The 14,212-nt window shown below is 46.2% G+C and carries 14 protein-coding genes and 1 pseudogene; 10 read left to right on the forward strand and 5 right to left on the reverse strand.

Features of this window, described 5'->3' with window-relative positions:
• Positions 1–179 precede the first annotated feature (179 nt).
• A pseudogene (locus tag QUB10_RS17825) lies at positions 180–386 on the forward strand (type II toxin-antitoxin system TacA family antitoxin); the annotation flags it as partial.
• Between the two features lie 2 nt (positions 387–388).
• On the opposite strand, the gene QUB10_RS17830 reads toward QUB10_RS17825, so the two are convergent.
• Positions 389–850 (reverse strand): hypothetical protein, encoded by a 462-nt coding sequence (locus tag QUB10_RS17830; RefSeq protein WP_333204143.1) that lies wholly within the window; start codon positions 848–850, stop codon positions 389–391.
• Between the two features lie 244 nt (positions 851–1,094).
• On the opposite strand from QUB10_RS17830, the gene QUB10_RS17835 reads away from it, so the two are divergent.
• The 7 genes from QUB10_RS17835 (at position 1,095) to proB (ending at position 8,554) form a co-directional block, all read left to right on the forward strand.
• A complete protein-coding gene (locus QUB10_RS17835) occupies positions 1,095–2,276 on the forward strand; it encodes a F420-0:Gamma-glutamyl ligase (protein WP_333204249.1) in 1,182 nt (393 codons plus the stop codon).
• Between the two features lie 191 nt (positions 2,277–2,467).
• Entirely contained in the window at positions 2,468–3,793 is a 1,326-nt protein-coding gene (locus QUB10_RS17840; protein WP_333204145.1) for a GNAT family N-acetyltransferase, read from the forward strand.
• A 256-nt stretch (positions 3,794–4,049) separates the two neighbouring features.
• A complete protein-coding gene (gene ruvX / locus QUB10_RS17845) occupies positions 4,050–4,511 on the forward strand; it encodes a Holliday junction resolvase RuvX (protein WP_333204147.1) in 462 nt (153 codons plus the stop codon).
• A 313-nt stretch (positions 4,512–4,824) separates the two neighbouring features.
• Complete coding sequence (locus tag QUB10_RS17850) at positions 4,825–5,403, forward strand: DUF3727 domain-containing protein (RefSeq protein WP_333105541.1); 579 nt, start codon at positions 4,825–4,827, stop codon at positions 5,401–5,403.
• 247 nt (positions 5,404–5,650) lie between these two features.
• A complete protein-coding gene (gene mltG / locus QUB10_RS17855) occupies positions 5,651–6,775 on the forward strand; it encodes an endolytic transglycosylase MltG (protein WP_333204149.1) in 1,125 nt (374 codons plus the stop codon).
• Between the two features lie 149 nt (positions 6,776–6,924).
• A complete protein-coding gene (locus QUB10_RS17860) occupies positions 6,925–7,452 on the forward strand; it encodes a YqeG family HAD IIIA-type phosphatase (RefSeq protein WP_333204152.1) in 528 nt (175 codons plus the stop codon).
• On the forward strand, positions 7,445–8,554 hold the full coding sequence (gene proB, locus QUB10_RS17865; RefSeq protein ID WP_333204153.1) for a glutamate 5-kinase: 1,110 nt from the start codon (positions 7,445–7,447) through the stop codon (positions 8,552–8,554). Before QUB10_RS17860 ends, proB begins: the two co-directional genes overlap by 8 nt.
• A 1-nt stretch (position 8,555) precedes the next feature.
• On the opposite strand, the gene QUB10_RS17870 is transcribed toward proB, so the two are convergent.
• Positions 8,556–9,314: a hypothetical protein gene (locus tag QUB10_RS17870; RefSeq protein WP_333204155.1), complete on the reverse strand. Its 759-nt coding sequence runs from the start codon at positions 9,312–9,314 to the stop codon at positions 8,556–8,558.
• Between the two features lie 771 nt (positions 9,315–10,085).
• On the opposite strand from QUB10_RS17870, the gene ndk reads away from it, so the two are divergent.
• Positions 10,086–10,535 (forward strand): nucleoside-diphosphate kinase, encoded by a 450-nt coding sequence (gene ndk / locus QUB10_RS17875; RefSeq protein ID WP_333035325.1) that lies wholly within the window; start codon positions 10,086–10,088, stop codon positions 10,533–10,535.
• 459 nt (positions 10,536–10,994) lie between these two features.
• On the opposite strand, the gene QUB10_RS17880 is transcribed toward ndk, so the two are convergent.
• Positions 10,995–11,741: a creatininase family protein gene (locus QUB10_RS17880; protein ID WP_333204157.1), complete on the reverse strand. Its 747-nt coding sequence runs from the start codon at positions 11,739–11,741 to the stop codon at positions 10,995–10,997.
• Positions 11,742–12,275: 534 nt separating this feature from the next.
• Here QUB10_RS17880 and QUB10_RS17885 point away from each other — a divergent pair.
• Positions 12,276–13,016 carry a response regulator transcription factor gene (locus tag QUB10_RS17885; protein WP_333204251.1) on the forward strand — a complete coding sequence of 247 codons (741 nt, stop codon included), beginning with the start codon at positions 12,276–12,278 and terminating at the stop codon, positions 13,014–13,016.
• Between the two features lie 154 nt (positions 13,017–13,170).
• Here QUB10_RS17885 and QUB10_RS17890 read toward each other — a convergent pair whose 3' ends face one another.
• Both QUB10_RS17890 and QUB10_RS17895 read right to left on the reverse strand, forming a co-directional pair.
• Positions 13,171–13,341 (reverse strand): hypothetical protein, encoded by a 171-nt coding sequence (locus tag QUB10_RS17890; RefSeq protein ID WP_333204158.1) that lies wholly within the window; start codon positions 13,339–13,341, stop codon positions 13,171–13,173.
• Positions 13,342–13,392: 51 nt separating this feature from the next.
• A complete protein-coding gene (locus QUB10_RS17895) occupies positions 13,393–14,148 on the reverse strand; it encodes a 4'-phosphopantetheinyl transferase superfamily protein (protein ID WP_333204160.1) in 756 nt (251 codons plus the stop codon).
• Positions 14,149–14,212: the final 64 nt, after the last annotated feature.

Below are 14,212 nucleotides of genomic sequence, written 5' to 3' on the forward strand. Positions count from 1 at the left end.
CAAGTTACATCGTCAAATATTTTTAACTGGTTTACACACTGCTGTTATTGTACCTCATCTTTCTGAGAAAGGCTATATCTACCGTATTTTGTATGACTAAAACTACTAAATCGGAACCGTCAGCCCGATTGGAGGCTCGTATCAGTCCAGAGATTAAAGCCCTTTAACAAAAAGCCGCTGACTTAGAAGGACGTACCTTAACAGATTTCGTCATCGCCAGCGTTCAAGCAGTCGCTTCCAAAGTTATTGAACAGCACCAAAGACTGAAACTTGACCTTGACGACAGCGAGGCTTTCGTGAATGCCCTCCTGAATCCAACCCAGCCGAATCAAGCTCTCAAAGCAGCAGCTTTGCGCTACAAAAAAGTAAGGGTGGCAACTGATTGAAGCTAACAATAATTATGCTTTTTCAGGAACGCTTTCATTGCATCGGACAAAGGAGTCTCAACATGGAAATTTCCAAATTCATTAATAAACTTAGCCCATGTAGCTGATAGCAGCCCCTGTCTTCGCAAGTATGGATGCAACCAAATCCACTGGAGCGCGTAACCTGAAGAGCGAAGTCTAAAGCAGCACGCTCCAATACAGGGTACTTTAAATTCTTTGGAAAAGTGTTGAGCTTCCGGCTCAATCCAGAGAAATGCAACATGATTGGGGTCTGTTTCTTCGCCTTCATAACCGTACTGAACAAAATCATACTTAAACTCACGACGGAAAAACTGTGCTATGCGATAAACGGCTTTGCGATAGGTTTTGGGAGACTTGGCAGTTACCTTAATTGGATTAAATAGATGATTGCCACTGATTAAAGGGCAAACTATATCAGTAGCTTCAGGATTGATTGCACGCATTGATTCGATTTCGTGGGTTTGGTGTTTTTGAAACTGAATATATCAATTGTAATTGAGAAAACCTCTTTATATACTGCGGAAGCGACTGCAAGATTAATTCTCGGTGTTGTTAAAACCCGATCGCCCATCCCACTCTCCAACCCCAACCCCAACATCCCCCAAAACTTCAATTACTACCGGATCAGCGCTCAAAGTACCCGATATCGACTACAGTAAACACAAAATATTATTGGCGGTAATTAGAGTGATTGAGACTTTAGCAACAGGAGTCGCAGCAGCCGGTTCGCTGCTAGCATTGGGCGGGTTAGGCCTAGAGTTGAACTATCGCCGGACTGGAAGTGCAAATAAACTAGAACTAACAGCCGGAGAATGGCACTTAGCCATCTCCGAACCCAACCGCTATCTTTTAGTCGGGGAAATGGAGTTCCGCAACCTGACACAGCGGTTTGAGATTATGTTGCCGGAAGTGCGGGCACAGGTGAAACTGCTGTCAGACGGAAGTTTGGATGGCGTTACTTCCGAGACAAAGGTGATTCCTTGCCACAAAGACGCAGCAGCCAGAGCAGACGATTACTGGTTCGGCTATATTGTTAAAGCCCAAAAAAACACGAAAATCAAAGTTTCTGTAGACATTCAAGGGCAAGATTTAACCAAATTGCAGTCAGCTTGGGTGCAAATACATTACGTCACCTACGGCCCAGGCGGCCGCATCCCCAAAGTCCGTAACGTAGTAGTTCCCCTGCAATTTCCCAACTCGGAGACAGTACCTAATGCCCGAAATGTCGGAGTTGCCGAAGTTTTGCCGATTCGCACCCACATCCTGACGGAATTGGACAATCCCGTCGAAATTGTCAAGCGGTACGTGCTGCCGCGCGCCCAGAAAGGCGATATTGTCGCCCTGGCAGAAACTCCCCTAGCTTTGATGCAGGGACGCTATCGCCATCCCAGCGAAGTCAAACCCGGATGGGCGGCAAAGCGAGTGTGCTTGTTTTTCTTGCCGATGTCGAGTTTGGCCACGGCTTGCGGAATGCAGACGTTGGTTGATGTAGTAGGCCCTTGGCGCGTAGTAGCAGCATTTGCGATCGGCGCTGTGGCTAAAATATTCGGTAAACCGGGAGTCTTTTACCAACTTGCAGGGGAACAAGCCAGACTGATTGACGACGTTACCGGGACTTTGCCTCCCTTCGACCAATTTATTGTCCTAGGCCCGGACAATCCCCAGCAAGTTGTAGAAGAAATTCAACGAGAAACCGGACTTGCGGCGGCGATCGTAGACGCTAATGACTTGAAAGCAGTTAAGATATTAGCAGCGACCTCCGATTTATCGGTAACATTCTTAGAGCAAGCCTTGCGAAGCAACCCCGCCGGGAATGCTGACGAGCGAACACCGGTTGTTGTAATTCGACCTCTGCCACAGAAATCTTGAGTTGAAAACAGAAAATTAAAAATTCAAAAAGATGATTTGAAATTTTTAATTTTCGATCGCGCAAGAAAGGGAGAAGAATCAAAAGTTATAAGTTTTGAACTCAAAATTTACCCATTCAACACTCAAAACTTCTCTAACTCTTCCCCTTTCTGAATTTTTATTTTTAAATTTCCATTATCCACTTTTATGCTATGACTTCATTTCCCTCCCAAAACCAAAACCAGGTTGTGATTCGCCCGTTTCAGTATCGCGACATCGAGGTGATGGAACAACTGTGCGCGGAAACAGCCGAAGAGCCAGAAAACAGCAAGGGCGGAAGCTGCGACGTGGTACTAGGTAGAAAGTTGCAGCAGATTCGCCGCTGGTACGGACTACTAAAGATTTTTAGCTTGTTTCCCAACCCTTGTCAGTCCCTGTTCCGGGCCCACGTTGCCGAAGAAGAGGGGAAAGTTAAGGGCATAATTCAGATTTCTCCTTTCAACCGCACCCGCAGCACTTGGCGGATCGATCGCATAGGAGTAGACCCGGAAGCCCGCAGCAAAGGAATTGGTTCCATGCTGCTGCGGTACTGCTTTGAGGCAGTCTGGGAGGCGCGGACGTGGCTGTTGGAAGTGAATGTCGGCGACAAAACTTCCTTGGCTTTATATCGGCAAAACGGGTTTCAGCCTTTGGCCCAGATGACTTACTGGACGATCGCCCCAGAACGCCTGCAAGAAATGGCTTCCTCGACGCCAGATTTGCCCAACCTGCTGCCGGTGAGCAACGCAGACGCTCAGTTGCTATACCAACTGGATACCGCGTCTATGCCCCCGCTGGTGCGCCAAGTATTCGATCGCCACATTCAAGATTTCAAAACCAGTTTTTTCGGCGCTTTAGTCGAAGGTGTCAGACAGTGGCTGGCCAAAACCGAGGTAGTCAGCGGCTACGTGTTTGAACCGCAGCGCAAAGCCGCGATCGGCTATTTTCAGGTGCAGCTATCCCGCAATGGCCAGCAACCGCACGTCGCCCAGTTGACTGTACACCCGGCCTACACTTGGCTTTACCCGGAACTGCTGTCGCAGATGGCGCGCCTTGTTCAAGATTTCCCGATTCAAAGCCTGCAACTGGCTTCCGCTGACTATCAGCCGGAACGGGAAGCTTATTTAGAGCAATTTGGAGCAGTGCGCTTGGAACACAGTTTGCTGATGTCTCGATCGGTGTGGCACAAATTGCGCGAGTCCAAGTTGGTCTCTCTCGAAGGACTCCAGCTATCAGAAATGCTGCAAAGCTTCCAGCCAACTCGCAAACCCGTACCGGGCCGGATGTCCTGGCTCGGCCCGATGGCGGGGGAAGCCACAGCAGGGCCCGCATCCTCCGAGATTAAACCGCTGTTGGCTGACTCAGGAAACAGCCAAACGAATCAAGTTAACCCCTTGAACTTCCAGCATTCCGAATCATCGGCAACAGATATCAGCAGCATTTTGCCTCTAAAATTGCCCGAATTGCCTCTAGACGAAGGCTCCCAAGAGAAAAGTTAATACTTAATAGTGAAAAGCAGAAGGTAAAAGGTAAAAGGTATAAAAAATAGAATTAATCATCCAAAGAATTCATTTTTTCGGTCATAATCCCAAAATAACCCTTCTGCTTTTGATTATTGATATCAACCTAAGATTACCTATCTTCTTCTTACTTTATTCTCTTATTGCTTCGCGTCTTCGCGGTTCGTTAAATAAGATTATTTCCGCAAAAAAACAGTAAATCTAAAATCTAAAATCTAAAATTGCTTGATTGATAATGTCCAACGATAAATTATGGATTTCAGCTCTGGGATTAGATATCGGCCTCAAACGAGTCGGCATCGCCGGGTGTGACGGCACCGGTTTAATAGCTACGGGCATTACAACACTGGTACGATCGTCCTTTGATCGAGACGTAGCTTATCTCCGAGAACTCGTGCGAGAGCGGAGAGTGCAAATTTTAGTGGCAGGCTTGCCCTACTCCCTGAGCGGAGAATTGGGCGCCCAAGCCCGACAGGTGCAGAAATATGCCAATCGCATCGCCTCCGCCTTAGAGATCCCCCTAGAATACGTGGACGAGCGCCTGACTTCGGTTGAGGCAGAGGAATTGATGAAAGCTTCAGGGATTTCGCCGTCGCAAAATAATAAGGGTTCGATCGATCGCAAAGCAGCAGCCCTGATTTTGCAGCAGTGGCTAGACGAGCGGAGGCAAAATATCTCCGCCCCTCCCAATCCTTGATAGGTGGTAACAAAGGCGTGATATCCTGGTTGTGCAAGTTTGCTACGCACACCTGTAACCCTTGACAAACTGGAGAAAATTCTGCTGTACCCTTGGTACTGAAGAAGCACAAAATCGTGATTTGTCCTCAGTGTCGGTTGCTGACTCGACTGAGATTTAACCGCTGCACTCCTCGCCTGTGGAAAAGGCCGCGAGTCTCGCGGTTTAAGCTGGTGGACTGGCGATCGCCCACTTAGCCAGAATATCGCCACGAAAATTCCCAATTGTCAAGCCAACGTTACTGAATTATTGACGGAAAACTAAGATACACGCGATGTCCTCATCCCCATACCGCAAAAAAGAGAATGGCAATTCCAACGAAGAGTCCGTCACCCTGACGGATGAAGTTGGGCGATCGCTGACTTGCAACATAGAATATTCTATGAATCTCGAAGGTCAAGAATACGCTTTGCTGCTTCCGATTGACTCACCCGTAGAAATTTTTACCTGGCAGGGAGACGATACGGACGAAGCAGCAATTCCTGTAGAAGACGAGACCGAAATTGACAAAATTTTTGATACAGCTAGAGTTGTGCTGCAAGAGCAGAACTTGACCCTCCGACGCACGGCAGTGACGCTGACTGTGGTTGGCGAATTGCCGGAATTTCCCGAAGAGGATATGGCATCTGATGTCGATCCCGATGAGGAGTCGGAGTTCGAGGAGCTGATGTGGCTGACCAGCTTCTACCACGAAGAACAGGAATATGCGATTTATACGCCTCTAGACCCGTTCTTTATCTTGGCTAGAATGGATGACGACGGTAAGCCAGAATTGCTTTCGGAAGAAGAGTTCCAAAGGCTGGAACCGATGTTACCTATGCTGGAAGACCAGTTCTTTGACGAGCTTGATTAGATATTAATTGCAGGCACAAGCCCTGATGGCAAAAAGCAGAATTTTTTACTATTTTATAAAAAAGTAAACTGCTCGCCCGATCGAACTTTTTCGAGGTGGCCGCTTCTGCCTTCGCGATCGGGCTTTTGAATTGGGCCGCGTGAATTGGGTCTTTTAAAGGGCTTGTATTCGTAACTTTTCGGTCATCAATCGCAGGTCATCAGTCATTAGTCGCTAGTTACCCGCCGCTTATCCAAGACAACGGACTATGAATAAAGAACAAATGACAAAAGGCAGCGCGCGCGAGAGCCGAAAAGGTACTCCGCAAGCCTCTAAATGGTTGTTTTATCTGGCGTTGCTGCCGGCAATCTGGGGAGTTTGCGCTTGGCAGGGCTGGGCTTGGTGGAGCTGGGCTTCGGCGCCTCCTAAAATAGCTCAAACGTCAACTTCCCCGCCAGAGGATTCGGCTGTTTCGATCCAAATCCCGGAGGGTACTCCCAGTCAAAAAATCGGGCGGGATTTAGAGGCTGCGGGGTTGATTCGATCGAGCTCGGCATGGAATATGTGGGCCCGCTGGCTGACTCTGCAAAACCGCGAGGGAGGTTTTCAAGCAGGAACTTACCAACTGTCGCCGACTCAGCCTCTGAGTGCAGTTGCTGACAAAATTTGGAAGGGCGAAGTCGTACAGCAGAGTTTCACGATTCCCGAAGGGTGGTCGCTGCAACAAATGAGCACTTATTTTGAAGCGCAAGGTTTTTTTCCTGCTAAGGAGTTTATGGCGGCCGCGAGTCAAATTCCTTACGCTCAATACCCTTGGCTGCCGAGCGGCCTGCCTCATTTGGAAGGTTTTTTGTACCCGGATACTTATCAGCTAGACGGCGATAGAATTACTCCTCAAGCTGCGATCACACAAATGCTCACCCGTTTCGAGCAGACAGCTTTGCCGGTATATCAAAAAAATCAGAATAATACGAAGCTCTCTCTCAAAGAATGGGTGACTTTGGCGAGTATTGTAGAAAAAGAAGCTGTGGTTGCTTCCGAGCGGAACCGCATTTCTGGGGTATTCAACAACCGTCTGAAAAAGGGTATGCCCTTGGGTTCTGACCCGACGGTTGAATACGCCCTCGGCATTAGGCAAACGAAGGAAAAGCCTTTGACTTTCAAGCAGGTGGAAACACCTTCTCCTTACAATACTTACATCAATGTAGGGCTGCCGCCAACTCCGATCGCATCTCCGGGAATAGCAAGTCTGGAAGCGACTCTGACTCCTGAAAATACAGAATATCTGTATTTCATGGCGCGGTACGACGGCACTCACATTTTCAGTCGCACTCTGGCCGAACACAATGCTGCTGTGGCTCAAGTTGACCAAAAAGTGCGATCTACTCAATAGATGGGCAATGACTAATACAAAAGTAAAAAGTCAAAAGTAACGAAGGAAAAGCAATAATTATTCACTTTTGATTTTTTACTTTTTCAATCTTTAACTCCCAATTTCTTATTTCTCAATCTAAAATCTAAAATCTAAAATCTAAAATCATTATGACTTGGGGTAAACTACTACAGCCTGACTTAGTTCTAGGCGATTCAGTCATGAAGTTAACGGCTGATATTCTGGAGAAATATCAGATTAAAGGATTAGTGTTGGATGTGGACGAAACTCTTGTTCCCATTACGGCAATGAATGCTTCTCCTGAACTCAGCTTGTGGGTACAAGAAATTAAACCCGTAGTATCGCTATGGTTGGCAAGCAATAATTTAAGTCAAAATCGGATCGGTCGAATTGCTGAGTCTTTGAATCTACCGTACATCACTGGTGCAGCTAAGCCGTCCCGCCGCAAGTTGCGGAAAGCTGTGACGGCGATGAATTTGCCGGTGGAACAGGTGGCGATGGTGGGCGATCGACTTTTTACTGATGTTTTAGCAGGCAATCGTTTGGGTATGTTCACTATTTTAGTGGAACCAATGGTTGATGCTGGGTATGCGCTTCGCAAGTATCCGGTGCGCTCTTTTGAAGTGTGGGTTTCTCAAGCTTTGGGGGCATCTCTGAAAATTAAAGATCATGACTAAAACTATTGTTGTTAAAATTGGAACTTCGACTCTGACTCGATCGACTACCGGAAACTTAGCTCTTTCAACTATTGCTGCATTGGTCGAAATTTTAGCTGATTTGCGGCAGCAAGGCCATCGAGTAGTTTTGGTTTCTTCGGGTGCGGTTGGGGTTGGCTGCGCGCGCTTGGGTTTGACGGAACGCCCGCGAAATATCGCTCTGAAACAGGCTGTGGCGGCTGTGGGCCAAGGGCGACTGATGCGTGTGTACGATGACTTGTTTACTACTCTGCAACAGCCGATCGCTCAAGTATTGCTCACCAGGGGCGATTTAGTGCAGCGTAATGGTTATGTTAACGCTTGCAATACTTTTGGGCAACTGCTCAGGTTGGGCGTGATTCCGATCGTCAATGAAAACGATACAGTAGCGGTAGACGAGCTTAAATTTGGCGATAACGACACGCTTTCGGCGCTAGTAGCGAGTTTGGTAGAAGCAGATTGGTTGTTTGTGCTCACAGATGTCGATCGGCTGTATTCCGCCGATCCGCGCAGCAATCCAGACGCGCAGCCGATCGCCCTAGTCCAAAGTATGGCACAGCTCACAGAATTTCAGGTGCAAACAGGAGATTCCCGCAGCGGTTGGGGAACCGGCGGAATGGTGACAAAAATTGAAGCGGCGAGAATAGCAACTGCATCGGGAGTACGGACTGTCATCACTGACGGCTGCTTTCCTGGTAATATCGAGAAAATACTTAACGGAGAGTCGATCGGTACTCAATTCGAGCCTCAACCGCGCCCTGTAAACGCTCGCAAACACTGGATAGCTAACGTGCTAATTCCGGCCGGAAAACTATATTTAGATGCGGGTGCTGTCAAGGCAATTTCCCACGGCGGAAAATCGCTTTTAGCTGCGGGTATTGCTCAAGTAGAAGGAGAATTTCAAGCTGATGATTCCGTGCAGTTGTGCGACGCAGCCGGCAAGCAAATTGCTAGAGGACTTGTGAATTATAGCAGTTTAGAATTGAGACAAATCCAGGGCTGCAAGTCCGAGAAAATTGCTGAGATTTTAGGCTATGCAGGCGTAGAAACGGCGGTACACCGAGATAATTTAGTGATTGTTTAAATTAACAAATATCGAGACTGTCGATCGGGCAATGAGCGAAGGTAGAAATTGAGGATATTTGCAGCACAGTCTTGCAAGAATTTGTTTTGCTGTGTCGGAACAGCTCGTTCATCGCTTCTGTAAACAGTTCAAATACATTTTGTGCTAATTCTAAAGCTGCTTGGCATTCCGCATTAGTAAGTTTAATCTCTGCTAAAACTTCCAACATCTCTGGCGTGTTTAAAAGGTGATAATTTTCTAAACCCCCATAACCTCCTCCAAAATCAACAGATTCTTTTTGGTTAATTTGCTGTAATTCCATTACCACTGCTAGCGCCGCCTCAAAAAAAACTTGGGCAGTTCCTTCGAGGACTTCCACTAACACCAGTTTCTGAATGGGAGAAGCTTTCCAAGCGTAGCGTTCCAGCACTGAACATAGCGATCGAGTTTTTTTAGTTTCTTCACCCCAAAGCAGCCTGAAATCGCCGTAACTCATTAATTGGTTTAAGCCCAGTTCCTCTAGATATTCTAGATAGTCGTGCCAGTAATAGTTTTTTTTATAAGTATATTTATTAATTAGTTCCTGAACTTTGCTATTACTAGAAGATTCTCGCAATACATATTTATTTAAATCGCTCAACCCCACAGCCAAAGGAGCGAGTACAGGTGCAAAAATTAGTCGTTGATTCGCGTGAATGTGTTTGTTGGCTAGAAAGTCAAACAAGGGCAATTTGGCAAATTCTTGCTTTTTGGGTTCAATGAATGCTACAATGGCTTTCATACTTTTTTCGCCTGAATAGTTGCTGTTAATATCATCTTCATACATCTGTTAATTATCTATATTTTCGAGCCTAAATAATTGTGTTTATTATCATACATATTTGTATTTGAGATCATAGGTAAGAGTGTTGGCAATCACAGGAAATTGTGACTTGTATCATATTGTGCCAGAAGATCGAGCATCTTGTTCGCTAGAGATAAAATGTTCTACTTTTAGATTGCATATTTCGGGCGTTGCTCACAGCCACCCCACAAGACTTTGATTATTTCTTTACAGATCATTTAAAGACTGATTAGCTTATCTAGGCAAGTAAGCATCCTATTCGCACTCCTAAAAAAATGCTTTTTACAAAATCCAGGGGAGCCATGCAAATCAGTCCTCGACACATAGGGGTCTAGAAACCGGGTTTCTTCGCAGATTCCTCGCTGGTAAACCCAGATTTCTCGTAGAAACCCGGTTTCTTTAACCCTTGCTTTTATTGCTTCTTCCCTCTTTTCTCTTCCCTCTTCTTATTCCTTATTCCTTCTTCCTTCGGCCATAGGGAGCATCTCATATTTGTAAAAACACTTCTTCTTCCTCCTTCCTTCTGACTCTTTCCTCCTGACTCCTGGCTCCTGGCTCCTAACTTCAATTTCTAGCTGGGCGGCAAAAGTGAGATGCTCCCCGGCCATAAGTCTCAAAATGACAATTTCCAATTCTCAGAATTGCCTTTAGGTGCGTTCTGAGTTACTCTATCTTTTGGATCAGTTAACACAATTATAGGAGTTAATCTTGGAACGGACTTTTTTAGCAATTAAGCCCGACGGCGTACAGCGCGGACTCGTCGGTGAAATTATCGGTCGTTTTGAAGCCAAGGGCTTTAAGCTAGTTGGCATGAAGTTGATGACGGCGAGTCGCGAACTAGCGGAACAACATTATGATGTTCACAAAGAAAAACCATTCTTTGCAGGATTGGTAAACTTTATCACTTCAGGCCCTGTAGTGGCGATGGTGTGGGAAGGCGACGGCGTTGTGGCGTCGGCGAGAAAAATCATTGGCGCAACAAATCCTCTGAATGCAGAACCGGCGACAATTAGGGGCGATTTTGCCGTCAATGTCGGCCGTAATCTGATTCACGGTTCTGATGCTGTCGAGACTGCCCGTGCGGAAATTAGCCTTTGGTTCAAGGAAGAAGAATTGAGTGCTTGGACACCTTGTTTAACTCCTTGGATTGTGGAATAGTTTTGATATTCTCCCGGTGGTTAATCGGGAGATATAGCCTTTTTCAGATAGATGATATCGATTCCGGTTGCACCGTCCGTGATTGTTGACTGTTGACTGTTGAATGTTGACAGTTGACAAGGGAAATATTTTACACCTAATTTCCACCTCCCAGATTCATCTGTGGAGTCAATTCTAAAATCTAAAATCTAAAATCTAAAATCTAAAATCGACTGACTGTTGACTGTTGACTGTTGACTGTTGACTCGATGTTAAAAAAATGAAAATTGCGCGAATTATTTATTGGCAGCTTGATTAGACTTTAATCCCGACGAGGAAGCGCGGATTTGATATCATTCCGGTGCAGCCGGAATTGATATGAAATATCATGTCGCTGACTCACTCATAAGCGTAAAATATAGAAGAGTTTGAGATTTATTCTCGTTACCAGGAGCTTCCTGATAACGAGAATAAAAAACGTTAATCAGAACTTAAAAACTCCAAATAATTATTAGTCAATTCTTTGACTGCTAATTCGTAAAACTGCTGACCGTGTTCGGGGGTTGCTAAGCCGGGATTTGAACCCATTCTCCCGTCGGGAAATCGGCGGCGGAAGTCAGCAGCACCGAAAATTTTGTGCCCGGAAGCGACTTCTTCCGAAAGCGGAGCTTGCTTGATTGCTTCTGGATAAAGGTACTGGGTTAAGGCGATTTCGCTGGGGGTGGCGTGGGAACCTTCTTGGTTTCCGTATAATTCTTTTGCGAGTTTGTAGACTGAGCCGCACATAAACCAGTTGCCGATTTGACACTGGATTTTATCGGCATTCGGCAAATTTAAGTCCGACAAATGCGCGTATGTCTCGGAAAAGGCTGCTTTCATGGTGGCAATGTTGCCACCATGACCGTTAATGAAGAAATATTTCTCAAATCCCGCTTTTGCCAAAGATGTGATATAATCCCTGATTACCAGTATTAGCGTCTGCGGTCGGAGGCTGATTGTGCCGGGAAAGCTGGTGTGGTGCAAAGCCATCCCGACATTAATTGTCGGGCCGATTAAGGCATTGGCAGCTTCGCCGACACCGCGGGCGATCGCCTCGGCAGCAATGGCGTCCGTGCCGATCAAGCCGGTGGGCCCGTGCTGTTCGGTGGAGCCGATCGGGATAATTATGCCTCGGGAGCTTTCGAGATAAGCTTCTACAAGAGGCCAGGTACTCAAATGCAGCAACATGATAGGCAGTCTACAGAATTTTTACTTACTATCGTCGATCGTAGCCGGCACGGGAAGAATAAGGAATTTGGAGCAACTTATTATTGTATTCTTAAAAAAAGCTCTTAAAGTGCGATCGCAACTTTACCGTTATATTACTTAACGTTAATAATTTAACCAATTGATTACCAAAATTTTACCTTTTAATAACCTTTTAAGAGTAGTATAACAAGCATCTCCCTATAGATTGGGTGTTATGTGGTCAATTAACAGCGGGCAATGTTTTATGAAATTAACACCGACCCCGAAAAATGACCAGACTTCTGTGGCCTGGACCCAGGCAGACAGCGCGGCTCCGGCAACTGCTCTACGGTTGTATTCCTTGCATGAGCAAGTAGCAAAGGTCGAGCGCGTGTCTGTGGGATGGACTGGCGAAGGATTCTAAGCGATCGAACAAATGGCGATCGTACAAGCGATCGCAGCGCGAGAGTACCTCAGCTACTGAAGAAGGTACCTCGCGCTAGCCACATACAAACATCACTCCCACTGATATTTATGTCTTCTGCTGAATTAAGCGAATGTCCTTCAAGGTTGGCTGTTGGACAAGCCGGCCGTATCTTGTTATTGGAAGGTGAAGACCTGTTGCGGGAAATGCTAGCTTTAGCCCTTAAAGAACAGGGCTATGAGGTGGTGGTTACTAGCGACGGGCGTAACGCTCTACCTTCTGTACAGGCTGCTTCGTCATACCACGGTGAATTTGCCTTTAACCTGTTAATTATGGATTCAATTAACGGTTTGGATCTGTGTCGAATGTTACGGCATCAAGGAAATCCCGTCCCTATTTTGATTATCGGTGCTAGAGGAAGCGCCAACAATTGCGCTTTTTACCTCGAAGCCGGATCGGATGATTATCTGACCAAGCCTTTTGGAATGCGGGAGTTTATCGCTCGCTGTCGGGCGCTGATGCGGCGCCAGCGCCTCAGTCGGTTACCGGAACCGAGGACGCTGCAATATAAGAGCATAACTCTGTATCCTGAAGAGTGCCGCGTGTTGGTTCGTGGTCTGGAAGTGAAATTTTCTCCTAAACAGTTTCGCTTACTAGAACTATTTATGAGTTATCCCCGGCGAGTTTGGTCTCGCGATCAGTTGCTGGAAAAAATTTGGGGTCAAGATTTTATCGGAGACAGCAAAACAGTTGACGTTCACATCCGCTGGTTGCGCGAAAAGTTGGAACTAGATCCGGGCCAACCGGAATATATCATTACGGTACGTGGGTTTGGCTATCGATTTGGTTAAATTATTAAATCAGTTGTAGGGTGGCAAATTGCAGTCGAATAGACAAATAAGGACACAAAAATGTTGTGTCCTTATTTGTCTATGGAGGGTGTGCAACACAATAGCTTGGATGTGCAACCAGTAGATATCTTCCAGCGACTGTTGCCGTTCTCTTTTACCCGCTCGCGATCGCTATAAACTCACATCTTGCACCATTTTCAAGAACAGGCAAGATGCCTGTTCCACAAAGAGTGAATTTTCTTGTGGAACAGGCATCTTGCACCATTTTCAAGAACAGGCAAGATGCCTGTTCCACAAAGAGTAAATTTTCTTGTGGAACAGGCATCTTGCCTGTTCATAAAAGCTTATTGAGAATGGTGCAACATCTCAGTATAAATCAAAACTCCCCTGTCCACTGCCAACAATGAAGTTTCGAGCAATCTCCTGCAACCGCAACAGCCGCCACCATATCTGAAGAGGGAGTTAATTCCATTAGAGACCATCTCGATGCTTCTTCGGGATTTTCTTCAACATTTAACAGCGCTGCTGCTTCTCCTGGTGCGAGGGTGACATCAAACTGATTCAGGGGAATAGAAAGTCCTTTCCCGACTGCTTTAATGTAGGCTTCTTTGCGAGTCCAGCAAGTGAAAAAAGCTCTGGGTTGGAGATGTTCTGGGAGCGAAAGCAACACAGTATTTTCTAAAAGAGAAAAAAATTTTTCAGCAATCTCCAGACAAGGAAATGTGGGATTTATCCCTTCAATATCGACACCAATATCTCGATTTTTGGTAATCGCAATTAGAGCCATGTTTCCTGAGTGAGACAAATTGAAACGCAGGGTATTTCCACCTTGGGCGGTGATGAGAGAGGGTTTGCCGTAGGGATTGTAGTCAAAGCGCAAAATGTGAGGATTTATGTTAAGATAGCGGCCCAGAATCGCTCTGAGTGCGCCACGACTCACAATAAATTGCGATCGACCTTTGGGAAAGTGAAAACCCTCGGCTTTTGTCCGCTCATCGTTAGAGAGAGTCTCTTGTAAACTCTCCAAGCAAGATTCTGTTTGAGCCAGAGAGACGCGCCAAACATGAATTTCGCCCAGATCCAATGTCAGGTTTTGCGGTGGGGACTTCCACGAATCAAAAGCAGCAATCATGTATTTATCTTCTTTTCTTAGTCACCTCATCCAGCATTCCCAGCAACAGGCAAGATGCCTGTTC

The organism is Microcoleus sp. B5-D4 (genome assembly GCF_036705145.1).
In the GTDB taxonomy this organism is placed as follows: Bacteria; Cyanobacteriota; Cyanobacteriia; order Cyanobacteriales; family Microcoleaceae; genus Microcoleus.

Coding starts and splice junctions, on each gene's coding strand:
- QUB10_RS17895 (WP_333204160.1), bottom strand. CDS start 14,148: ATGATTGCTGCTTTTGATTCGTGGAAGTCCCCACCGCAAAACCTGACA.
- mltG (WP_333204149.1), top strand. CDS start 5,651: ATGAATAAAGAACAAATGACAAAAGGCAGCGCGCGCGAGAGCCGAAAA.
- QUB10_RS17870 (WP_333204155.1), bottom strand. CDS start 9,314: ATGAAAGCCATTGTAGCATTCATTGAACCCAAAAAGCAAGAATTTGCC.
- ruvX (WP_333204147.1), top strand. CDS start 4,050: ATGTCCAACGATAAATTATGGATTTCAGCTCTGGGATTAGATATCGGC.
- QUB10_RS17840 (WP_333204145.1), top strand. CDS start 2,468: ATGACTTCATTTCCCTCCCAAAACCAAAACCAGGTTGTGATTCGCCCG.
- QUB10_RS17885 (WP_333204251.1), top strand. CDS start 12,276: ATGTCTTCTGCTGAATTAAGCGAATGTCCTTCAAGGTTGGCTGTTGGA.
- QUB10_RS17880 (WP_333204157.1), bottom strand. CDS start 11,741: ATGTTGCTGCATTTGAGTACCTGGCCTCTTGTAGAAGCTTATCTCGAA.
- QUB10_RS17890 (WP_333204158.1), bottom strand. CDS start 13,341: ATGCCTGTTCCACAAGAAAATTTACTCTTTGTGGAACAGGCATCTTGC.
- QUB10_RS17830 (WP_333204143.1), bottom strand. CDS start 850: ATGCGTGCAATCAATCCTGAAGCTACTGATATAGTTTGCCCTTTAATC.
- QUB10_RS17860 (WP_333204152.1), top strand. CDS start 6,925: ATGACTTGGGGTAAACTACTACAGCCTGACTTAGTTCTAGGCGATTCA.
- QUB10_RS17850 (WP_333105541.1), top strand. CDS start 4,825: ATGTCCTCATCCCCATACCGCAAAAAAGAGAATGGCAATTCCAACGAA.
- proB (WP_333204153.1), top strand. CDS start 7,445: ATGACTAAAACTATTGTTGTTAAAATTGGAACTTCGACTCTGACTCGA.